The organism is Lysobacter sp. A421, from assembly GCF_054052145.1.
Map to the genome: position 1 here is coordinate 298,552 of NZ_JBSVRL010000002.1, position 21,016 is coordinate 319,567.

Sequence of the window (21,016 nt, forward strand, 5' to 3'; positions counted from 1 at the left end):
GGCACGTGTACGTGATAAACGGTGTTGTACATTACCAACACACCCAATCACTACACCACAGAGGCAAGGCCATGAACGTCGCGTCCAGCAACCCGTCCACCAACGCCAACTACTCCTTTGATCGCCAGCAGCACATCATCGACACCTCCCAGGCCCGCCGCAGCGGTGCAGAGCGTGATTTCGGCATCGGTTACGGCAACCGCGGCTATGCCAGCAATCCGGACTATCTGCGCACCCCGCGCTACGCCGGCAACCCAGGGAACCACCTGTTCAGGGTTGGCTGACCCCTATTCATAAACGAGAGCAGGTGTGTTATAATGTTGCATTCAAAATCAACGTAACACCTTGTTTTCAGGAGAAAAAAAGTCAAACTCAAGTCTATTTTCAACAGCATGGCCCCGTCCATCCACCGCAATGGCGGTAGCGCACCGTCCGCACGCGTTTCCGCGGCAAGCGACACCAGCGCCCAACCAGTACCCGTGGATCACCAGCCGCGCCGCCGGCACAGCGCTGCGCCGCACGGTTACAGCAGCGCCAGCAGCTATCTGACCCGTCCAGCCCGCAGCAGGTTTGGCTCGCGCCAGGTACGGTTCCGGATTGGCTGATCGTCGGCTATCGTGACCCGATGAATGCAACGTCTTCCGAGGGTAACGTCCCGCCTCCCGGCGGCCCGGTGACCAGCCCGTTCAGGCGCGCGACCACCGTTGAGCGTCTCAATGAGCTATCGCGTGACACGGCGATAGACACGCTGGGTATCGTCTTCACCGAGATCGGGGCCGACTACCTGCGTGCCACGATGCCGGTCGGCGCGAAGACCCGGCAGCCCTATGGCCTGCTGCACGGCGGTGCGTCAGTGCTGCTGGCAGAAACCCTGGGGAGCAGCGCCGGAAACCTGTGTGTAGCAGAGGATCGCGTCTGCGTCGGTATCGAGATCAACGCAAACCACTTGCGAGCCGTTCGCGACGGCGTTGTCACGGGCACCGCGCGAGCGCTGCACGTGGGTGGCCGGACCCAGGTCTGGGAAATCCGCATCGCCGATGACCGCGACCGGCTGGTCTGCATCTCCAGGCTGACTTTGGCGGTCGTGGCCAGCCGCGGCGAGTAGTCAGAACGCGTGATGGGTTGAACGGCGATCGTCGTTACCCGAGCCTTCCACTGGTATCTTTCACCGCATGAATGCGCCGTCTCCGACCGGCGCCGCGGCGCCTGGCGCACCGCTGGCGCGCCTGTTCCGCTACTGTTATCGGATGCCGATGCTGTTATGGCATCTGTTGGTCGACCTGCCACTGGTGCTGGTGATGATCAGCCCATTGCTGGGCGGACTTCAGGTCGGCGGCGAGCGGCTGGACCACCGGATGATCCGCGCGTGGTCGGCCGGGTTGATGCGGGTGTTCGGCTTCCGCCTGCGCCGGGTGGGCACGCCATCGCCGGGGCCGACGATGTTTGTCGCCAACCATGTCAGCTGGATCGACATCGTTGCGCTGCACAGCCAGCGGATGATGGGGCTGGTGGCCAAGCGCGAGATCCAGGGCTGGCCGATGGTCGGCTGGTTGGCCGGGCGTGCGGAGACCATCTTCCACTCCCGCGGCAGCACCGAGTCGCTGGGCGGCGTGCTGCATGAGATGTTGACCCGCCTGCGCAATGGCCGTTCGGTGGGGGTGTTTCCCGAGGGCGGTACCCGCGGCGGCGGTGAAGTCGGGCCCTTCCATGCGCGGATATTCCTGGCCGCCGTGGAGTCGGGGATGCCGGTGCAACCGGTCGCGCTGCGGTACGGCGAAGGCGGATCCGCCCAGCACACGGTGGCGTTCGCCAAACGGGAATCCTTTGTCGGCAACTTCTGGCGTCTGCTGGGCGAGCCGGCGCGGGTCGCGGAGATTCATTTCCTGGCCCCCATCACGTCCGGCGAAGCCGACGGGCGACGAAGGATCGCCGAGTTGGCGCGCTCGCGCATCCTGCAGGCAATGGCGAGCTGACGGATTCCTCGATGTTGACCGCAGCCGACTACCAGCCACCGCGCTGGCTACGCAATGCCCACCTGCAGACACTGCTGGGGGGCAGCGTGATGCGCCAGCGGATGGGCCGGCGGGCGTTGGAGGCCACCGCTGCGGTCACCACTTCACATCTGATCGACGGCGGTCACGGCGTGCGCCTGCAAGGCCTGCACAGCGCCGTGCCCGGGGTCGCGCCGCGTGGGCTGGCGCTGCTGCTGCATGGCTGGGAGGGCAGCGTCGATTCCAGCTACATGTGTTTGACCGCGGCGTGTCTGCTGGAGTCGGGCTTCGAGGTATTCCGGCTCAACTTCCGCGACCACGGCGGGACCCATCACCTCAACGAAGGCATCTTCCACTCCAACCGGATCGACGAGGTCGTGCAGGCCGCCGGCGACGTCGCCCGGCGGTTCCCGTTGCGTCCGTTGGTGGTGGCGGGGTACTCGTTGGGCGGGAACTTTGCCCTCCGGCTGGCCTTGCGTGCGCCGGCGGCCGGATTGTCGATCGCGCGCGTCGCGGTCGTGTGTCCGCTTATCGATCCGGCGCGCACGATGGACGCAATGGAGCGGGGCTTTCCGCTCTACATGCAGCATTTCGAGCGCAAATGGCGGCAGTCCCTGCAACGCAAACGCGCATTGTTCCCGAAACAGCATGACTTCGACGACCGGGTACTGGGCCTGCGGATGCGGCCACTGACCCAATGGCTGGTCGAGCGCAATACCGACTTCGGCACGTTGGAGCGGTACTTTGATGGCTATTCGATTGCCGGCGACCGGCTGGCCGGCTTGCAAGTGCCGGCGAGCGTGCTGATGGCGGCCGACGACCCGGTGATCCCGGTGGACGGCTGGCAGTCGCAGCGATTGCCGCACACCGTGCAGTTGGAGATCTCGCCGTGGGGCGGCCATTGCGGGTTCCTGGAAAATGCGCGACTGGATGGATTTGGCGAACGCTGGATCTCGCAGCGCCTGTCCGGGTCAGCGCAATGAATCCGGACGCCGCACCGTAAGGCCCACGTCGCGGCGGGCGGCACACAGCGCCGTTACAATGGGCGATCCGCCCGAATTGCGAGCAGTAATCCATGTACGAACCGATCATCGACGCCCTGCGTCGCGGCGATGCCACGCAAGCGCTTGAGGCCGCGCGCGCTGCCGTCTCCGGGCAACCCCAGGACTCCGCCGCCCATCGGTTGCTGGCCTCAGCGTTGCGACTGGCGGGCGATCGGGAGGCCGCGATCGAGTCGATCGACCGCGCCATCAGCCTTGCCCCCGATGACGCCAATTTGCACCTGGAGCGTGCCGGGCTGCTGTTGCATGAGCGAAAGCTCGATGAGGCGCAAGTCGCCCTGGCCCGCAGCACCGGCCTGGACCCCAACCAGTTCCCGGCCTACATCGTGCAGGCACAGCTGGCCATCGGCCGCGGCGACCTGGTGGAAGCCGCGCGACTGACCCGCACGGCGGCGAGGATTGCGCCGGAACACCCGCAGATCGCTGCGCTGGAAGGCACCCTGGCGCTGCGCGGCGGGGATCCCGACCGCGCGCTGGCGATCTTGAACACGGCCGCCCAACGGTGGCCCGAGGAGCCGACCCTGCGTCACTCGCTGGGTTTTGCCTACATGGCCAAGGGCCACTACGCGTTCGCCGAGCAGGCGTTCGCCAGTTTGCGCGAGGCGAACCCCGACTCGATGCCGTTGCGCGCGCTGGTCGCCGACCTGCTGCGCCGCCAGGGCCGGCCCGAGGCCGCCGCCGACGAGATCGCACCTTTGCTGGAAGGCGAGCACACCAGCCCGTCGCTGCAACGGATGATGGCCGAGCTGGAGTTGGAAGCCAATCGCAATGAAGCCGCCCGTGACCGGTTGCGCGGCGCGCTGCAAGCGCAGCCGGGTGACCGCCGTACCCTGTTGGCGATCAGCGAGGCATGGCGTCGGCTGGATGCCGCGGACGAGGCGCGCAGCACGCTGGATGCCCTGCTGGCGGAACACCCGCAACTGGTGGATCTGTGGCGTGCGCGCCTGTTGTTCGAGCAGTTCGCCAGCGATGACGCGGTCGAAGTGATCCGCCGCTGGCAGCAGGCGATGCCCGACTGCATCCCGGCCATGGAAGCGCAGATCACCGTCCACGATCTGGCCGGCCATCCGGAGCAGGGCGACGCCCTGGCCCAACGCATTACCGAGATTGAACCCGGGCACGCCAAGGCCGAGATGCGGATCATCAACGGGCTCCAGCAGCGCGACCCGGAGGCGGCCATCGAGCGCGTTGAGGGCTTGCTGGCGCGCGCTACCAACGAGACGGTCAATGGCAACCTTCGAAGGCTCCTGGGCCGCACGTTTGACACTGCTGGACAACCCGACGCCGCCGTCGCGACCTGGGCCGAGCTGCACGCCGAGGTCGTTTCCAAGCGCCTGCCTTTGCCCACGCCCAGCACCCTGGATGGGCCGTGGACGGAGGCGGTCGAGCTGACGCTGGCTCAACAAGTCGAACAGCCGGCGTTCCTGCTGTGGGGTGCGCCCGGTTCATTGATCGAACGCGTCACCGGCACCCTGCATCTGGGTGGCGCGACGCTGTATGGCGACCGCTTCGGTCCCAATCCGCCCAACGACCTTTTCCAGCGCTACCTCACCATCGATGCGCTCAGTACCGGCACGGCCGAGCCGGCAAACCTGATCGCCGAGTGGAAGGCGGCGCTGCCCGCGCGCGGGATCAAGCCTGCCGAGGTATTTGACTGGCTGCTGTGGTGGGACAACGCCGCCGTGCTTGCACTGCGCCCGCATCTGCCCGAGGCGTTGCTGGTGATCGCGTTGCGCGATCCGCGCGACATGCTGCTGGACTGGCTGGCATTCGGCTCGCCAGCGCCGTTCGCGCTCGAGTCGCCGCTGGTCGCTGCGCGCTGGTTGGCCCAGGTGCTCACCCAGGTCGCCGATCTGCATGAACAAGACCTGCTCAGGCACCGCTTGCTTCGCTTGGACGGCATTGAGAACGACCCGGCCGGGGTTGCCGCCGCGATTGCCGAGGCGATCCAGGTCGCGGTCGCTCCGGCGCCGCCGGGCCGCCTGGGCGAGGACCGGTTCCCCGCCGGCCACTGGCGCGATTTCGGGCCGTCGCTCGCTGATGCCTTTGCGGTGCTGACACCGGTCGCCGTCCGCCTGGGCTACCCGGAAGCTTGAGCCCCCGAGCCCCGAGTCCTATCGAGGAGTCCTGCATGCACATCCACAGCAACAGCTTCCAAGCCCGTCAACCACTGCCGGCGGAGTTTGCCGCCGGGCAGCCGGTTGCTGACGGATTCGGCTTTGCCGGCAACCGCAACCCGCACCTGGCCTGGGAGGACGTCCCCGCCGGCACGCGCTCGTTTGCGCTGCTGTGCATTGATCCGGACGTGCCCACGGTGGCCGGGATGGCGGGCAAGGAAGGGGTGCAGATCCCGATCGGGCAACCGCGCGGCGACTTCATCCATTGGGTGATGATCGACCTGCCCGCCGACCTGCGTGAGATCGCCGCCGGCGCGTGCAGTGACGGAATGGTTCCCCACGGCAAGCGCGAGCCGGCAGGTCCTGCCGGGTCACGCCAGGGGCTGAATGACTACACCGGCTGGTTTGCCGGCGACCCGGACATGGCCGGCGACTGGCACGGCTACGACGGCCCGTTCCCGCCGCCCAACGACCTGCGGGTACACCGTTACTTCTTCCGTGTATTCGCGCTGGATGTCGACACCCTGCCGGTCCCGGTGAAGTTCACCGCGGCGGATGTGTTCTCCGCGATGCACGGCCACGTCCTGGCCGAGGCAGCGGTCCACGCGACGTATTCGTTGCACCAATAGCCCGGCAGCAAGCAAGCCGCCGCACGGCTCAGCCGCCGGCGGGCAACCACAGCAGCAACGCGGCGCCCAGCGCGATCCGGTAGATCGCAAACGGGGTGTAGCTGTGTTGCTTGATATAGCCCAGCAGCCAGCGCACCGCAATGAAGCCGGTGGTGCTGGCGGCCACGAATGCCAGCCCCAGCTCACCCCAGGCCTCGCCACCGCCGGCGGCAGCGCCACCTTCAAGGAAGTACTCCAGGATCGTGTAGGCGCTGGCGGCAAACATGGTCGGGATGCCGACCAGGAACACGAACTCGGTGGCCGCCGAACGCTGCCCGGTGCCGGCCAGCATCGCCATGAAGATCGCCGCGCCGGAGCGCGAGGTGCCGGGGAACACGCCGGCCAGGACCTGGGCCAGGCCGACCAGGATCGCGACCGTCCAGGTGACCTTCGCCGAGGGTGGCCGGCCGCTTGCGATCTTTTCGGCAAACAGGATCCAGATCCCGCCCAGGATCAACGCGATCGCGATCGGCGAGACGGTGTCGGGCAGCTCCCAGCCCAGCAGTCGCACCGGCAACCCGACCAGCGCCGTTACCAGGAAGGCGACCGCGATCTTGCCCAGGTACAAGCGGTTCTCACGATCGCCCAGGCCGGTGGCCAACGACCACAGCCGCTCACGGAACACCGCGGTGATCGCCAGGATCGCGCCGGCCTGGATCACGATGTTGAACAGGTCCGAGCGCGCACCCAGCCAGTGCTGGGCGATCAGCAAATGCCCGGTGCTGGAAATGGGCAGGAACTCGGTGAGGCCTTCAAGGATGCCGAGCAGCAGCGCGGCGAACAGGTCGGACATGGACAAAGGGGCCGAAGAAAACAGGGATGTATGCGCGCAAGTGACGTGGAAGGATAGCGGAACGTGGGGTTTCGGGATTCCGGCTGATTTCGGGGGTCGATCAGTCGGTGGTCCGCCGGGCGCTGTTATCCTGTGCGGTGCCGCCCGCAGGGCCTCACGAATCCCCCCCATGAACCGTTTGACCACCCACGAAATCCACGAATACCTGGCGCGGCATTTCGCCGACGGCGAGCAGGCCACCGTTGAACTGGTCGATGGCGCCGATCCGGCGCTCAACATCGTGTTGCACGAATACGGCGACATGGAACTGCAGCTGGCTGCCTCGGGCGAGCAGATCTTCGTGTCCACGGTGCTGTTTGAAGCCACCATGGTTGGCGACCGCGCCGGACTCAACGACGCGTGCATGCGGATGAACCCAATCAACCCGTTGTCCAATCTGGGCCTGGACAGCGTGGATGGCCGCGACACCTATATCGTGTTCGGCGAGCTGTCCTCCGCGTCCAGCCAGGAGACCATCGTCGAGGAGATCCTGACGCTGGCCGAGAACACCATTACCGCCGCCCAAGCCCTCCAGCCCTACCTTGCGCAGGTAACGCCATGAGTCTGTTCCAGAAGCTGATCACCCTGTTCCGTGGCACCACGACCGATGCCGCGCAGAAAACCGTTGACGCCAACGCGATCCGCATCCTCGACCAGGAGATGCGCGATGCCGGCAACGAGCTGGCCCGCTCGCGCGACGAACTCACCAAGCTGATGGCGCAGGGCAAGCTGCTGCAGCAGAAGATCACCGCCCGCGAAGGCAAGCGCCACGAATACGAGGGGTTCATCCAGGGCGCGCTAGCCAAGGGCGATGAAAGCCTCGCGCTGGACGTTGCCGCGCGGTTGGCGCCATTGGAGGCCGAGGACCGCAGTGACCTGCAGGCCAAGACCCAGATGGAAAGCTCGGTGACGACCCTGAAGGCCAGCATCATCAAGGCCGAAGGCCAGCTGCGTGGCATGCGCCAGCAGATCGATACGGTCAAGGCGACCGAAGCGGTGCATCGCGCCCAGGCCACGATCTCGGCACGTCATTCCGGCGCCAACAGCAAGATGCGCACTGCGCTGGATTCGCTCGAGCGCATCCAGGCACGTCACCTGGAGACCGCAGCACGCATCGAGGCCGCCGAAGAGCTGGAAAGCGAGACCGGCGACGGCGATCTCAACAAGCGTCTGGCGCAGGCTGGCCTGTTGACTGCCGACCCCGACGCCAGCGCGATCCTGGCCCGCTTCAAACAACCGCAGCAGACCTTGATCGGTCAGCCGATCACGGCCGCCCCGGTACGGCAGCTGCGCGGGCCTGACGACGACGGTCGCGCGTAACCGGATGCAGGCCTGCACATGAGCTGGTTGGACACACTGCGCGGCCGGAGTGGCAAGGACCAGCCGCCGACCGACGGCAACGGTGATATCTCCCACGCATTGCCATTGGGGTTGCGGGTGGGCGCCCAGGTGTCGATCGACACCACCTTGTACCGGGTCGCCCCGGGCGCGATGACCGCGGAGTTGCCGGGCGGCCACCAAGGCGTGCCTTGCTACGGCCATATCGATCTGGGTGATGGTTACGCCTTGCACCGGTTCTATCTTGACGACGACGCCTACCTGCAGGTCAGTACCGTCGGCGGCGACGTCGAGGCGATCAAGGCGTTCGTCTTCCATGACACCGTGCACCCACCCGACAAGGCGGCGTTCCAGCGCTTTGTCGCCGCCGACGCGCAGTTGGGCGATCCGCAGGTCGAGTACGCCGGGCACCGCTGGGACCGCGTCACCGCCTCGACTGCGGGTGACGAGGCGCGCATCCCGCCCATCGCCTACGACGAGGTGTTGTACAGGGGCCGCCCGCCACGTCGCGACGACGACCTCACCCATTACGCCATGCTCTATCACCGACCGGTGCCCGAGCTGGGCCGCGACGAGTACCTGCTGGTCACCGCCGAGGACTCCGGCCCGAATGATTTTTGCGTTACCTATGCCGTCGGTATCGAGCTGACCATCGCCGACCTCGACATCACCTGAAAACCCCGGTCCGGCCTGATCGCCGCGACCACCACGCCGCTACCGGAGCCGCCCATGCCCACTGTTGTCACCCTGCCTGGATTCACTGCTTTCGCCGCCTACCTGGGTACTGGCCTGTTGGTGTGGGTGCTTGCCCTGGCGGTATATGCACTGGTCACCCGCCACAGCGAGTTTGCCCAGATCCGCAAGGGCAATGTTGCCGCGGCGATTGCCTTCGTCGGCGCCGCGATCGGTGTCGCCCTGCCGATCAGCAGCGCGATCACCCACTCGGTCAGCCTGCTGGACTCGGTGGTCTGGGGCGCGTTGGCGGTGGTGTTCCAGCTGCTCGCCTACGGCGTTGCGCACTTGTTCGTGGCCAACATCTCCCAGCGCGTCGATGATGGCGATCTGGCCGCCGGCGTGTTCCTGGGCGGCAGCGCGGTCGCGATCGGGCTGATGAATGCCGCCGCGATGACCCCATGAAGCGCTCCCGCAATCTCAAGCTGGTGTTGATGGCGGCCTCGATCCCGGTGGCGCTGACCGCCTGCGATTCGGAGCCGACCGGCACCGTGGTGCAATCGGTTGAGCAGTGCAGCGCGAGCAGCACCCTCAGCGTCGAGCAATGCGAACAGGCCTACCGGAGCGCGCTCGCCGGTCATGCCACCGCTGCCCCGCGCTTCCAGAGCCAGGCCGACTGCAACGCCGAGTTCCAGGCCTGCACCCCGGTGCAGGAACAGGGCCGGACGATGTACATGCCACCGATGTCGGGCTTTCTGATCGGCTACCTGGTCGGCAACGCACTCAGTGGCCCCGGTCAGTACGGCAGTGCGGGGCCGCTGTACCGCAACCGGAGCGGCGAGTACCTCAACACCCGCGCCGATCGGGTTGCCCGTGGTGCCGGCCCGGTCACCGGCAGGCGCGGCGTCGTGCCGGCGCCCACCCGCGCGATCACGGTCTCTCGCCATGGCTTTGGTTCCTCCGCCGCCGCGCGCAGCGCGTTCGGCCGCGGCAGCTGATGCGTCGGATCACGATCGCCCCACGCCCGGACTGGCAGGCCGAGGCCGAGCGGCTGGGCTTCCACTTCCACACCATCGACGGCGAGCCGTACTGGGACGAGTCCGCGTATTACGCGTTCACCCTGCGTCAGGTCGAGGACGACATCGAGGCCGCGACCGAAGCCGTGCATGCCATGGCGATGGCGTTGGTCGATGAGGTGGTCGAGTCCGAAGCGCTGCTGGCCCGGCTCGCGATTCCGGCCAGCCATTGGGACTGGATCCGCACCTCCTGGCAGGGTCACGATCCGCATCTGTACGGCCGGCTGGACTTTGCCTACGACGGCCTCGGCCCGGCCAAGCTGTACGAGCTCAATTACGACACGCCGACCTCGTTGTATGAGGCGGCGTACTTCCAGTGGGTGTGGCTGGAGCAGCAGATCGCCGCCGGCCAGCTGCCGGGCGGGGCCGACCAGTACAACCGCATCCAGGAATACCTGTGCGAGGCGTTGGCGACGCTCGCGCGGGAGCAGCGACTGGCCTCGCCGATGCACTTCTCCTCGGTGCGCGAATCGATCGAGGATCGCGGTACCGTGCGCTACCTGCAGGACTGCGCCGAGCAGGTCGGCATCGACACCCGTTTCGTCGCGATCGAGGACATTGGCATCAGTGCCGAAGGCTGGTTCACCGACTCGCAGGACTACGTGATCCGCACGCTGTTCAAGCTCTACCCACTGGAATTCATGATGGCGGAGACCTTCGGTCCGAACCTGGACGCCGGGCGGATCCAGCTGGTCGAGCCGGCCTGGAAGGCGGTGCTCAGCAACAAGGGCATCCTGCCGCTGCTGTGGGAGCGCCATCGCGGCCACCCCAACCTGCTTGAGTCCCGCTTCGACGACGCCGGCGGCGAGGTGCCCCGCGGTTGGGTGCGCAAGCCGCTGCATTCGCGCGAGGGCGCCAATATCGAGTTGGTGGCCATCGACGGCACCCGCCTGACGTCCGACGGTCCCTACGATGACGGCCCGGCGATCCTGCAGGCGCACCACCCGTTGCCGGATTTTGACGGCCAGTTTCCATTGGTCGGCAGTTGGGTGATTGCCGACCAGGCTGCCGGCATGGGCTTGCGCGAGGATGCGACGGCGATCACCCAGGACACCTCGCGGTTTGTTCCCCACGCTATTATCGACTAGCGCGTACGAACCGATGGAATGGCAGGCACGCCACCTGCGTAAAGGTCTATCTGTCGGCAGCGCACGCCTGCCTCTCACTTCTTCCGCCAGGAATTCCCATGTCCATCGAGAACATCGAAAAGCTCATCCAGGATCACAAGGTCGAGTTCGTCGACCTGCGCTTCGCCGACATGCGCGGCGTGCAGCATCACGTCACCTTCCCCAAGTCGATTGTCGATGAGACGTTGTTCGAGGAAGGCAAGATGTTCGACGGCTCGTCGATTGGCGGCTGGAAGGGTATCCACGACTCGGACATGGTCTTGATGCCGGACCCGTCCACCGCCTTCCTGGACCCGTTCACCGCTGATCCGACCCTGGTGCTGACCTGCGACATCCTCGACCCGGCGACGATGCAGGCCTACAACCGCGACCCGCGCGGCATCGCCAAGCGCGCCGAGGCCTATCTCAAGTCCAGCGGTATCGCCGAGCAGGCGTTCTTCGGCCCGGAGCCGGAGTTCTTCATCTTCGACAGCGTCCGCTACGCCAATGACATGGGCCACACGTTCTTTCATGTCGACTCGGAAGAGGCGGCCTGGAACTCCGGCAAGGACTACGCCTCAGGCAACACCGGCTACCGCCCGGGCGTGAAGGGCGGTTACTTCCCGGTCGCGCCGCTGGACTCGCTGCACGACATCCGCGCCGAGATGTGCAAGGCGCTGGAGGCGGTGGGCATCGAGGTCGAAGTCCACCACCACGAGGTGGCCAACGCCGGGCAGTGCGAGATCGGCACCCGCTTCAACTCGCTTACGAAGAAGGCCGACGAACTGCTGACGATGAAGTACATCGTCAAGAACGTCGCCCACCGCAATGGCAAGACCGCGACCTTCATGCCCAAGCCGATCGTGGGTGACAACGGCAGCGGCATGCACGTGCACCAGAGCCTGGCCAAGGGCGGCAACAACCTGTTCTCGGGGGACGGCTACGGCGGGCTGAGCCAGATGGCGCTGTGGTACATCGGTGGCATCTTCAAGCACGCGCGCGCGATCAACGCCTTCGCCAATGCCACCACCAACTCCTACAAGCGGCTGGTGCCGGGCTTCGAGGCACCGGTGATGCTCGCGTACTCGGCCAGCAACCGGTCGGCCTCGTGCCGGATCCCGTATGTCGCCAACCCGAAGGCGCGCCGGATCGAGATGCGCTTCCCGGACCCGATGAACTCCGGCTACCTGATTTTCTCGGCGTTGATGATGGCCGGCCTGGACGGGATCAAGCACCAGATCGACCCGGGCCCGCCGTCCGACAAGGACCTCTACGACCTGCCGCCGGAAGAAGAGAAGAATATCCCGACCGTCTGCCACAGCCTTGACCAGGCGCTGGAGGCGCTGGACCAGGACCGCGACTTCCTCAAGGCCGGTGGTGTCTACAGCGACGACTTCATCGACGCCTACATCACTCTGAAGATGAAGGAAGTCACCGCATTCCGCGCCGCGACCCACCCGCTGGAATACCAGATGTACTACGCGATCTAGCCGCGACGAAATACGCCACCAGTTGGTCGACGGCTTCCGACGGCGCCAAGAGCCGATACCGTTATCCCCGCGCAGGCGGGGATCCAGGCGCCATCTCAGGCCACCCGCCTCATGGGAACCCGTCATCCCCGCGCAGGCGGGGATCCATGGACTTTGCTCTCAACTGGGCTGACGAGGGGCCAGCAACAGCTCCGCTGAGTGTTCGCGGTAGGTGAGCTGCATGGCCGCCACCACCTCGTCGCATGCGTGCCCGACCGCCTCAAATAGCGGGCTGCCGGCCAGCAGTCGGCCATTGAGCGCCGCGCTGAACAGGTCGCCAGTACCCTTGGGTGCGGCGTCAATACGAGCGTGTTCGAGCACTTGCGCGTCGTCGTGGCTGACGATCGCCACCCGCATCCGTCCGTGCGCCCAGGAGTCGGGGGCGGCGCTGGTGACCACGACCCACCGGGTACGGCCGACCAGCAGCGTCCGCGCGGCGGCGATGACCTGCTCGACAGTGTCGACCGGGTGGTCGCTGAGGCGCTGCAACTCGAAGCCATTGGGGGTCAGCCCGTGGGCCAGGGGCAGCAGGTGCTGGCGGTAGGCCGCCACCATGCCGGGGTCGACATACACGCCGGTATCGTGATCGCCGATCACCGGATCGATCTGGACATGCAGCTGCGGGTGAGAGGCTTCCAGCCCGCGGATCCAGCTGGCCAGCGCGAATGCCTGATCCGGGCCGCCGAGGTAGCCGACCAGCACCGCGCGCAGCCGGGTCAGTGCATTGCGCGCCTGCAAGTCGTCCAGGTAGCCGGAAAACCACGCGGTCGGCAGCGCGCCGCCGTGCATCGTCGGGTAGTGCGGTGTGTTGCTCAGGATCACCGTCGGCACTGCGGCAACCCGCAGGCCGAGCTTCTGCAGGGTGGGTACGGCAACGCCGTTGCCAACGCTTCCATAGACCACCTGCGACTGCACCGACACGACATCGATGTGCAGCGGCTGCAAGCGGGTCGATGGGTCCGTGGGATCTGCGGACGTCATGCCGGATCAGTCGGCCAATAGTGGCTGTCCGGCAGTGCGCGGGCACCGTAGATCGCCTGGCCGACGCGGACCACGGTGGAGCCTTCCTCCACCGCCAGCTCGAAGTCCCCCGACATGCCCATCGACAACCCGTCGAAGTCCATTCCGTCCGGTGCATCCTGGCGCAACTGATCGCGCAGGTTGCGCAGCAGGACGAAGCAACTGCGTACCCGGGCGGCGTCGGAGGTCAGGGCGGCCAGCGTCATCAACCCGCGTACGCGCAGCGAGGCAAACGCAGGCAGCTGTTTCACGAATGCCGTCACGTCATCCGGAGACAGGCCATATTTGCTGGCTTCGCCCGATGTGTTGACCTGGATGTACACGTCCAGCCGGCGACCTTCGGTCTGCAGGCGGCGGTCCAGTGCTCTGGCCAGTCGCAGGCTGTCGAGGGCCTGGAATTCGGTGGCAAAACGGGCCACCAAATTCGCCTTGTTGGTCTGCAAATGGCCGATCACCGACCACTGCAGGTCGGCCAGATCCGCCATGGCCTCCCATTTGCGGTAAGCCTCCTGGACCTTGTTCTCGCCCAGCATCCGGCAGCCGGCGGCATAGGACAGGCGGATGTGTGCCTCGTCGATGGTCTTGCTGACCGGCAACAGCCGGACCTCATCGGGATTGCGTCCCGCCCGCTGGCACGCCGCGGCAATGCGTGCGCGAATCGCCGCGAGGTTGCGTGCGAAGTCGTCGACGGTGACGGCTTGCGGGTAGACCGGTGGTGGTAGCGGTAACCCGGGATGAGGGACGTCCAACGGCGGGAGCCTCCAAAGGCGGTTGGCTGATTGTACCGCTGGTACTCTGTGACCAGCCCAAGATTCACCTGCGCTGAACCGCCGCGGCGCTACGGTGCAGCGGTCCTCGGATTCATCACCATTGCCATCGACCCACTGAAGGAGCCATCCATGAAGATCGCCCTGATTACCAGCGCCAGCCTGCTGAGCCTCGCCCTGGCCGCGTGCAGCACTGCGCCCAGCACCACACCCGCCACCACTGACGCCACCACGCCCGCCACTACTGACGCTGCAGCCTCCAGCGGCGCCAGTTTGCCGACCCAGTCCACCGTTGCCAGCGCGCACGTCAATCTCGCTGCCGCGTCGGGCAGCCTGGTCAGCGGCAAGCTCAGCGTGGTTCCGATGGGCGATGGCGTGCATTTGACCGGTGAAATCGGCGGCCTGACGCCCGGCAGCACCCACGCCATCCACATCCACGAGAAGGGCGATTGCAGCGCGGCCGACGCCAGCAGCGCCGGCGGGCACTTCAATCCGACCGCCATGCCGCACGGCAAGGTTGACACCGCTGCCCATCACGCCGGTGACATGAACAACCTCGTCGCCAACGCCGATGGTGTGGCCACGGTCGACGTGCATGCCAGTGGCCCGGTGCTGGGGGGTGGTGCGGCCAACGACGCCATCGGCAAGGCGGTGATCGTGCACGGCGGGGCAGACGACTACACCAGCCAGCCGTCCGGTGCCGCCGGCCCACGCATTGCCTGCGGTGTGATCCAGGCCGGTTGATGCAAGCCGGTTGACCCAGGCCGGAGCGGCGTCAGATCAGGGCGGCGCGGCAATCGGTGTCGCGATCGCAGTGCACGAACTGCACTGCGACCCCGTGTGCTCCCAGCACGGCGGCGATCTGCCGTTGCCGCGCCTGGAAGTGCTGGAATTGCCGGTGACGGCGATCACGCAGCGCGTCGCTGTCGGCCGCGTTCTCGGCAACCGCTTCATCGACGGCATAGCGTTGTTGCCAGCCCGCCGGTGAGAAGAGCGCGATCCGTACTTCGCCCTCGGTGTAGTGCAGCAGCGGCTCGGGCGGCTGGTCCAGCCAGGCGGATTGTTCCGGGCGCAGCAAAGCGGTTTCCAGCAAGGGCCACAGCGGCCCCAGCCCGGCATGGTCGTACTGGATCGAGGTCATCGCGGCGAGGTCGTTCACGGTCAGGTAGCGGGCGTGTTCGACTTGCAGGCCGAACGCATCCTGCGCGGCCAGCGCGGTATCGGCCGCGGCCATCCCGACTTCGATCAGGTCTTTCTCGAACGCATCGCCAACCCGCGCGACGGCATCGCTTGCGCCGGTCAGCACGAACGGCATCAACCGCAACGGCCCACCAAGGTAGTCGGGCGAAGGGGCTAGCGCGCCGGGCATTTGCGAGTCGCTGGCGCCGAAGGCAATGATGCGGCCGGCGTCGAGGTCGTGGCTCCCGCGCGGCGCACGGGCGGCGAGTTCGGACAACTCCCGATGCAATGGCCAGCCGGGGCGCAACAGCTCCACCGGGTCGTAGTGGGCGCCCACGGTCACCAGTTCCAGTGCGCTGGCTTCGGGCGCGAAGGAGGCCAGATCGCGCGCCACCAGGTGTGCCAGTGCGCCGACCTCCGGCTGCGAGAGCCGGTCGCGGCCCACCGGCGCGGCGCCGACCACTTCGATGGCGAAGGCGCCCAGCACGTGCAGCTCGGGTGTGGGGTGGACAGTATCGGCGGCTGGACTCATTGGATCCCTGGCAAATTCGCGGGTTGGACACACGGTCTGGAGTAATTGGATACGCAGGCGTTTGGACGCCCGCAGGTGCGGCGCTACACTGCGGTCATTATGCCCGCAAGCCATCGTGGGACTCACGCAAGCCGCGTTGGCACGACTGCAACGCCCATCGTCCGAGGTGATCAATGCGCCAAACCCGTCCTGTCGCCGTGCTTGGCGGTGTGCGAATTCCGTTCTGCCGCCAGAACACCGCGTATGCGGATGTTGGCAACCTGGGAATGTCGGTGCGCACGCTGGGCGCGCTGGTAGAAAAATACGGGTTGCACGGGCAACAGTTGGGCGAGGTGGCGATGGGTGCGGTGATCAAGCACTCCAGCGACTGGAACCTGGGTCGCGAGGCGGCGTTGTCGTCCGGGCTGTCGCCGCTGACCCCGGGCTTGACCATGCAGCGTGCCTGTGGCACCTCGCTGGACACGATCATCACGGTCGCCAACAAGATTGCGATTGGCCAGATCGAGGCCGGGATCGGCGGGGGTTCGGACACCACCTCCGATGTGCCGATCGTCTACGGCAAGGAGTTGCGCCGGCGTCTGCTTGCAGCGGCCGCAGCGAAGGACTTGAAGGGCAAACTGGCGGCGTTCAAGGGGTTTTCGCTGCGGGAATTGAAACCTGACTTCCCCGGCGTGGCCGAGCCGCGTACCGGCAAATCGATGGGTGAGCACTGCGAGGACATGGCCAAGCAGTGGAACATCGCGCGCGATTCGCAGGACGAGTGGGCGCTGTCGTCGCACTTGAAGCTGGCGGCCGCCTACGAACGCGGGTTCTTCGATGACCTGGTGGTCAGCTTCCGCGGCGTCTCGCGTGACAACAACCTGCGCCCGGACAGCACGCTGGAGAAGCTGGCAACGTTGAAGCCGGCCTTCGACCGGACCTCTGGCCGCGGCACCTTGACTGCGGCCAACTCGACCCCGCTGACCGATGGCGCGGCCGCCTGTCTGCTGGCCTCCGAGGAGTGGGCGCAGGCGCATGGCCACGAGCCGCTGTGTTACCTGCGTGATGCGCAGGTGGCGGCGGTCGATTTTGCCCACGGGGAAGGGTTGCTGATGGCCCCGACCATCGCGGTGCCCGAGATGCTCGCGCGCAATGGCCTGAGCTTGCAGGATTTCGACTTCTACGAGATCCACGAGGCGTTTGCCGCCCAGGTGCTGTGCACCTTGCGGGCGTGGGAGAGTGAGGACTACTGCAAGACCCGGCTTGGGCTGGACGCACCGCTGGGTCGCATCGACCCGGCAAAGATCAATATCAACGGCTCGTCGTTGGCGACCGGCCACCCGTTTGCGGCGACCGGCGCGCGGATCGTCGCCAGCGCGGCCAAGGAGCTGCAGCAGCGCGGCGGGGGCCGCTGTCTGGTCTCGATCTGCACCGCCGGCGGCATGGGCGTGACCGCCATCCTGGAGCGCTGATTCAACCAGCTATTCGCGCAATCGGGGCATTCCGTGCTCGTCGCGTTCCTCGGTCACCGCGCGATCGTGGATCTGCTGGCGCATGTCACGGCCCGGCAGTTCGGTGACCGCTTCGCCCCGATGCAATCGCAATGCATTGCCGTAGCTCAGCCGCGCACGCGATTCATCGCCGGCCTGGGCGAACCCATGGCCGAGCTCTTCCCACGCGTCGCCGCTGGCACCTTGCGCCAGCGCGCGATGCAGATAGTCCTCGGCTTGTGGCCACTGCCCCTGGGCACGATTCAGCCGGGCCAGCGTCAGCAGCAGGCCCGGACTGGCAGGGTGGGCTTGCAACCAGCGCTCGGCATTCTTGTGCCGGCGGTCCAGCTGACCGATCGGCAGGCGGCCATACAACCCGGCCAATGAGTCGTCCCACTGCTTGTCCAGCGCCTGTTCGACACTCTTGGCGGCGGCCTCCTCCCAGCGCAACGCCGCGGCACGCTCGGCATAGGCGCTCACCGTGCCGGGGTCGGTACGGAACGGCTTGGGCAGCGCTTCCCAGCGATCGGCCAGTACATTCGCGTCTGGAGCCTGGCGCAGCGCGGTTTCGGACCACTCGGTTTCCAGTCGGTCCAGGCGATCAACGGGCAGGACCTTCTGCTGCCGCATCGCGCCCAGCAGGCCGTAGGCCTCGCCGACATCGCCGGTCGCAGCCAGCGCCTGCGCACGCAGGTACAACCCGCGCGGCGGCAGCGGCTGCAGGTTGGGAGTCTCCAACGCCAGCAGGGCGTCGCCCGGGCGGCCGTCCGCCAACGCCAGGTCAGCTACCGTCAGCGCACGCGTCACCGGGTGCGGGACCGCCAAACCATCCAGGTACTGGTTCGCCTGCGCCGTGTCGCCGCGGGCGGCAGCGGCGCGGGCCGCGCCAATGCGGGCAATATGGGCGACGCCATCGTCTTCTGCGCCGGGGTTGCGCGCCGCCTCTTCAAGAAGCTTCTCCGCACGGTTCCAGCGACCCAGCTCAAGGGCGTCCAGCCCATCGATCAGCTTGGCGCGTGCGGCTTTTTTGCGCCGCCGCCGCAGCGCGACGATAGGCAAGCTGATCATCTTCCAGATCAGCCACAACACCAGCAACGACCCCAGCCCGATCAGGACCGCCGCAGCCAGGGTGGTGGTATAGCGGGTGCCGCGATAATCCAGGATCAGCGAGCCGGGGTCTTGCACCAGCAATTGCGCGACCAGCGCGCCGACCAGTATCAGCACGATCCAGAACAACAGGTTTCGGAACAGGTTCATTCAATAGGCTCCCGATGCATGGCGCGAGACTGACGCAATTGGTTCAGTTGGTTCAGTGTGGTGCCCAGGGTTGGAAGCGAAAGTGAAAGTGGCATTGCCGCGATCTCATCCAGCTCGATACGCCGCGCGCGTGTCTCGTCGGCGGCAGCGGGCAGGCGGTCCAGCCAGAGCCGGGCCCGGGCGAGCGCGGACCGGTAACCCTCAACGTCGCGACGCTCTGCGGCCGCCCTGGCCAGCGTGATCTCCAGTTGCAGCCCTGTCTCGGTCGCGGCGCGGCCGGCCGGGTCCACGGTTACGGGTTCGTCGTTCCGGCGCACTTCCACGATGCCGCCAAACGCACGCTTCCACCATGGCGCTGCGGCAGCGCTTGGTGGCGTTTGCAGCGGGGGTGTCGCTTCGATGTGCTGGGCGAAACCATCCAGCCGCGCCAGTGCCGCCGCGCGGGGCTCGGTGCCGGCCTGGTCCAGCGCGGCACGTTCCTGGCCCAGGGTCTGGCGCAGGCTCAGATAAGCGGGGTCATCGACGCGCTCCAGCACGCTGGCAGCCAGTGCGTACGCGCGCCGGGCGCCATCCAGATCGCCGGCAATCATCAATCGTTGCTGAGCGATGCCCAGCAGCAGTGCGGCTTCGTCCAGCCGTAACGCCTGCACGCCACGAAGGCTGGGGTCGGAATAGCGTGCGAAGCTGCTTTCAATCAAGGCCGAGCGCTCGGCCAGCCCGAGCAGCTCGCTGCGCAGGATCTGATTGGTGGCCACGGACTGTTGCAGGCGTTGGGTCTGGGCTTTCTGATTGCGGCGCAGCAGGTCGACGCGCTGGTCCAGCGCATCCAGCTGCAAACCAGCGGCATTGCTGGTCGCCTGCTCGATGGCCAAGCCCCGTTGCCACTGTTGCCAGCCAACCCACCCGGCTGCCGCGATCAACAGCAGTACTGTCAACCACGGCCATGTACGGCGGCGGCGCGGAGTCGAATCGGACGAGGTCGTGGACACGGCAGACGCAGTCAGGTTGGGGTCAGGCAATGTTACCGGAACTGCTGTCCGAACCCGGTGCGGCCGGGTCCCGGGACAAGGCGGCCAGTGACGCGGCGACGAGATCGGTCGGTCGGGCGCTGTGGGCGCGGTGGCAACGGGAGAACCCAAGTTCGCGGGCAAGATCACCCAATCGCTCACTGGCGACGGCGACCGGCATCGCCCGCAACCGCGCGACGACGTCGTCGGGGACGCTGGCCACCACCAGTTGCAGGGCTTCTGCACTGGACACCGCCAGCACCGCGGGCGCCGCGAGGCGACGGATCGCGGCCAACGCCCGTGGCGAAGGGGTTACCGGCACCCGCTGGTAGACGTTGGCGCGGATTACCTGTGCGCCGCGTGCCTGCAGGGCCGGTGCGAGGACACCGCGTCCACCGGGTGCGGTCACCAGTCCCAAGGTGCTGCCTTGGAGTTCCTGCAGACCGGGCAGTGCCAACAAGCCTTCACTGTCCATTCGCTCGGGAGTGACCACCGCAGTGATGCCGGCCCGACGCAAGGCCAACGCGGTACCGGCGCCAACCGCAAACCAGCCTTGGCCGGGCGCCACTCGCAACGGTTGCAGCGCCGCCGCGGCGCGGGCCGCGGCAGGACTGGTGAACAGCACCCGCGGTGCGGCCAGGGCGGCCTGCAGGGCGTCGCGGTTGTCGGGGTCATCAATGGCCTGTAGCGTCCACGGTGACAACGCAAGCAAGCCGCCGTCATGACGCGCAGCGGCCCGCCGCAACGTCGCATGCCCGCCGCGTGGCCGCAGCGAGATCACGTACCATACGGCGGGCGATGAGCGCGATGACATCGCGACAGCTTGGCATGCGTGTTGGAAGGTTGCATTCGCCATGCCCAAAGCCCAGGCCCGCCATTTCCTCCTCCCCGCCGGTAACGCCGGCTCGACAGAGTTCCCATGCCGTATAGCGACGCGCTGCAACGCCTCACTCATCACTATCACTCGATGCCGCCGGTGGCGGCCATGGAACTCCGGATCGACGGTTACGACGGCCGGCGGCTGCAGCTGCATGCGCCGCTGGCTCGCCATCTCAACGACAAGGGCTGCGCGTTCGGCGGCAGCCTGGCGTCGGTCATGACCCTGGCGTGCTGGGGCCTGATGTCGTTGCAGGTCGAGGCAGCAGGCATCCAGGCCGATGTCTATGTCGCCGACAGCCAGGTCCGCTATCTGTTGCCGTTGTTCAATGACCTGCAGGTGAGCGCGGAGCTGGCGCCGCGGTCGAGCTGGGACCACTTCATCGCCACCTTGCGCCAACGCGGTCGGGCGCGGGCGCATCTGGTGGCGCGGGTGCCGTTGCCCGATGGCCGCATCGCGACAGATTTCACCGCCCGCTACGTCGCCATCGCCCGCTGACCGGCAGCCCGTCACGTAGC

At 66.8% G+C, this 21,016-nt stretch carries 23 protein-coding genes; 16 read left to right on the forward strand and 7 right to left on the reverse strand.

Annotated features, from left to right (window positions below):
- The first annotated feature begins 71 nt into the window (after positions 1-71).
- From ACW7G6_RS06795 to ACW7G6_RS06820, 6 genes are all read left to right on the forward strand, one after another.
- Positions 72-284, forward strand: a complete 213-nt coding sequence (locus ACW7G6_RS06795; RefSeq protein WP_456997862.1) for a hypothetical protein — start codon at positions 72-74, stop codon at positions 282-284.
- 389 nt (positions 285-673) lie between these two features.
- Complete coding sequence (locus ACW7G6_RS06800; protein WP_456978803.1) at positions 674-1,105, forward strand: hotdog fold thioesterase; 432 nt, start codon at positions 674-676, stop codon at positions 1,103-1,105.
- 67 nt (positions 1,106-1,172) lie between these two features.
- Positions 1,173-1,973, forward strand: a complete 801-nt coding sequence (locus ACW7G6_RS06805) for a lysophospholipid acyltransferase family protein (protein ID WP_456977950.1) — start codon at positions 1,173-1,175, stop codon at positions 1,971-1,973.
- An 11-nt stretch (positions 1,974-1,984) separates the two neighbouring features.
- On the forward strand, positions 1,985-2,974 hold the full coding sequence (locus ACW7G6_RS06810; protein WP_456997863.1) for a YheT family hydrolase: 990 nt from the start codon (positions 1,985-1,987) through the stop codon (positions 2,972-2,974).
- Between the two features lie 92 nt (positions 2,975-3,066).
- Positions 3,067-5,148, forward strand: coding sequence for a tetratricopeptide repeat protein (locus tag ACW7G6_RS06815; RefSeq protein WP_456997864.1), 2,082 nt, complete (start codon positions 3,067-3,069; stop codon positions 5,146-5,148).
- 35 nt (positions 5,149-5,183) lie between these two features.
- Positions 5,184-5,798 (forward strand): YbhB/YbcL family Raf kinase inhibitor-like protein, encoded by a 615-nt coding sequence (locus tag ACW7G6_RS06820; protein ID WP_456997865.1) that lies wholly within the window; start codon positions 5,184-5,186, stop codon positions 5,796-5,798.
- Between the two features lie 28 nt (positions 5,799-5,826).
- On the opposite strand, the gene ACW7G6_RS06825 is transcribed toward ACW7G6_RS06820, so the two are convergent.
- Positions 5,827-6,630, reverse strand: a complete 804-nt coding sequence (locus tag ACW7G6_RS06825; RefSeq protein ID WP_456997866.1) for an undecaprenyl-diphosphate phosphatase — start codon at positions 6,628-6,630, stop codon at positions 5,827-5,829.
- A gap of 169 nt (positions 6,631-6,799) precedes the next feature.
- Between ACW7G6_RS06825 and ACW7G6_RS06830 the strand changes: the two genes are divergently transcribed.
- The 7 genes from ACW7G6_RS06830 (at position 6,800) to glnA (ending at position 12,351) form a co-directional block, all read left to right on the forward strand.
- Positions 6,800-7,231, forward strand: a complete 432-nt coding sequence (locus ACW7G6_RS06830; protein WP_456977955.1) for a YjfI family protein — start codon at positions 6,800-6,802, stop codon at positions 7,229-7,231.
- Positions 7,228-7,989: a PspA/IM30 family protein gene (locus ACW7G6_RS06835; protein ID WP_456997867.1), complete on the forward strand. Its 762-nt coding sequence runs from the start codon at positions 7,228-7,230 to the stop codon at positions 7,987-7,989. Before ACW7G6_RS06830 ends, ACW7G6_RS06835 begins: the two co-directional genes overlap by 4 nt.
- Before the next feature lie 18 nt (positions 7,990-8,007).
- Positions 8,008-8,682 (forward strand): YjfK family protein, encoded by a 675-nt coding sequence (locus tag ACW7G6_RS06840; protein ID WP_456977957.1) that lies wholly within the window; start codon positions 8,008-8,010, stop codon positions 8,680-8,682.
- A 54-nt stretch (positions 8,683-8,736) separates the two neighbouring features.
- Positions 8,737-9,144: a DUF350 domain-containing protein gene (locus ACW7G6_RS06845; protein ID WP_456977958.1), complete on the forward strand. Its 408-nt coding sequence runs from the start codon at positions 8,737-8,739 to the stop codon at positions 9,142-9,144.
- A complete protein-coding gene (locus ACW7G6_RS06850) occupies positions 9,141-9,677 on the forward strand; it encodes a DUF1190 domain-containing protein (RefSeq protein ID WP_456977959.1) in 537 nt (178 codons plus the stop codon). Before ACW7G6_RS06845 ends, ACW7G6_RS06850 begins: the two co-directional genes overlap by 4 nt.
- Positions 9,677-10,843, forward strand: a complete 1,167-nt coding sequence (locus ACW7G6_RS06855; protein WP_456977960.1) for a glutathionylspermidine synthase family protein — start codon at positions 9,677-9,679, stop codon at positions 10,841-10,843. Before ACW7G6_RS06850 ends, ACW7G6_RS06855 begins: the two co-directional genes overlap by 1 nt.
- 98 nt (positions 10,844-10,941) lie before the next feature.
- The gene (glnA, locus tag ACW7G6_RS06860) at positions 10,942-12,351 is read left to right on the forward strand and encodes a type I glutamate--ammonia ligase (RefSeq protein WP_456977961.1); all 1,410 of its coding nucleotides are present in this window, start codon (positions 10,942-10,944) and stop codon (positions 12,349-12,351) included.
- Positions 12,352-12,510: 159 nt separating this feature from the next.
- Here the strand turns inward: glnA and pdxK are convergent, their stop codons facing one another.
- Both pdxK and ACW7G6_RS06870 read right to left on the reverse strand, forming a co-directional pair.
- Complete coding sequence (gene pdxK, locus ACW7G6_RS06865) at positions 12,511-13,371, reverse strand: pyridoxine/pyridoxal/pyridoxamine kinase (RefSeq protein WP_456977962.1); 861 nt, start codon at positions 13,369-13,371, stop codon at positions 12,511-12,513.
- Complete coding sequence (locus ACW7G6_RS06870; protein ID WP_456977963.1) at positions 13,368-14,159, reverse strand: YggS family pyridoxal phosphate-dependent enzyme; 792 nt, start codon at positions 14,157-14,159, stop codon at positions 13,368-13,370. Before ACW7G6_RS06870 ends, pdxK begins: the two co-directional genes overlap by 4 nt.
- Positions 14,160-14,309: 150 nt before the next feature.
- Between ACW7G6_RS06870 and ACW7G6_RS06875 the strand changes: the two genes are divergently transcribed.
- Positions 14,310-14,921, forward strand: a complete 612-nt coding sequence (locus ACW7G6_RS06875; protein WP_456977964.1) for a superoxide dismutase family protein — start codon at positions 14,310-14,312, stop codon at positions 14,919-14,921.
- A gap of 31 nt (positions 14,922-14,952) precedes the next feature.
- Here the strand turns inward: ACW7G6_RS06875 and ACW7G6_RS06880 are convergent, their stop codons facing one another.
- The gene (locus tag ACW7G6_RS06880; RefSeq protein ID WP_456997868.1) at positions 14,953-15,888 is read right to left on the reverse strand and encodes a hypothetical protein; all 936 of its coding nucleotides are present in this window, start codon (positions 15,886-15,888) and stop codon (positions 14,953-14,955) included.
- A gap of 173 nt (positions 15,889-16,061) precedes the next feature.
- Here ACW7G6_RS06880 and ACW7G6_RS06885 point away from each other — a divergent pair, with 173 nt between their 5' ends.
- Complete coding sequence (locus ACW7G6_RS06885; RefSeq protein ID WP_456977966.1) at positions 16,062-17,339, forward strand: acetyl-CoA C-acetyltransferase; 1,278 nt, start codon at positions 16,062-16,064, stop codon at positions 17,337-17,339.
- 9 nt (positions 17,340-17,348) lie between these two features.
- Here ACW7G6_RS06885 and ACW7G6_RS06890 read toward each other — a convergent pair whose 3' ends face one another.
- The 3 genes from ACW7G6_RS06890 to ACW7G6_RS06900 all read right to left on the reverse strand — a co-directional run bounded on the left by ACW7G6_RS06890 (position 17,349) and on the right by ACW7G6_RS06900 (position 20,435).
- A complete protein-coding gene (locus ACW7G6_RS06890) occupies positions 17,349-18,614 on the reverse strand; it encodes a heme biosynthesis HemY N-terminal domain-containing protein (RefSeq protein WP_456977967.1) in 1,266 nt (421 codons plus the stop codon).
- Positions 18,611-19,486, reverse strand: coding sequence for a uroporphyrinogen-III C-methyltransferase (locus ACW7G6_RS06895; RefSeq protein ID WP_456997869.1), 876 nt, complete (start codon positions 19,484-19,486; stop codon positions 18,611-18,613). The genes ACW7G6_RS06890 and ACW7G6_RS06895 overlap by 4 nt, the downstream gene beginning before the upstream one ends.
- 139 nt (positions 19,487-19,625) lie before the next feature.
- Positions 19,626-20,435, reverse strand: coding sequence for a uroporphyrinogen-III synthase (locus tag ACW7G6_RS06900; RefSeq protein ID WP_456977969.1), 810 nt, complete (start codon positions 20,433-20,435; stop codon positions 19,626-19,628).
- 105 nt (positions 20,436-20,540) lie between these two features.
- Between ACW7G6_RS06900 and ACW7G6_RS06905 the strand changes: the two genes are divergently transcribed.
- A complete protein-coding gene (locus tag ACW7G6_RS06905) occupies positions 20,541-20,996 on the forward strand; it encodes a YiiD C-terminal domain-containing protein (RefSeq protein ID WP_456977970.1) in 456 nt (151 codons plus the stop codon).
- Positions 20,997-21,016: the final 20 nt, after the last annotated feature.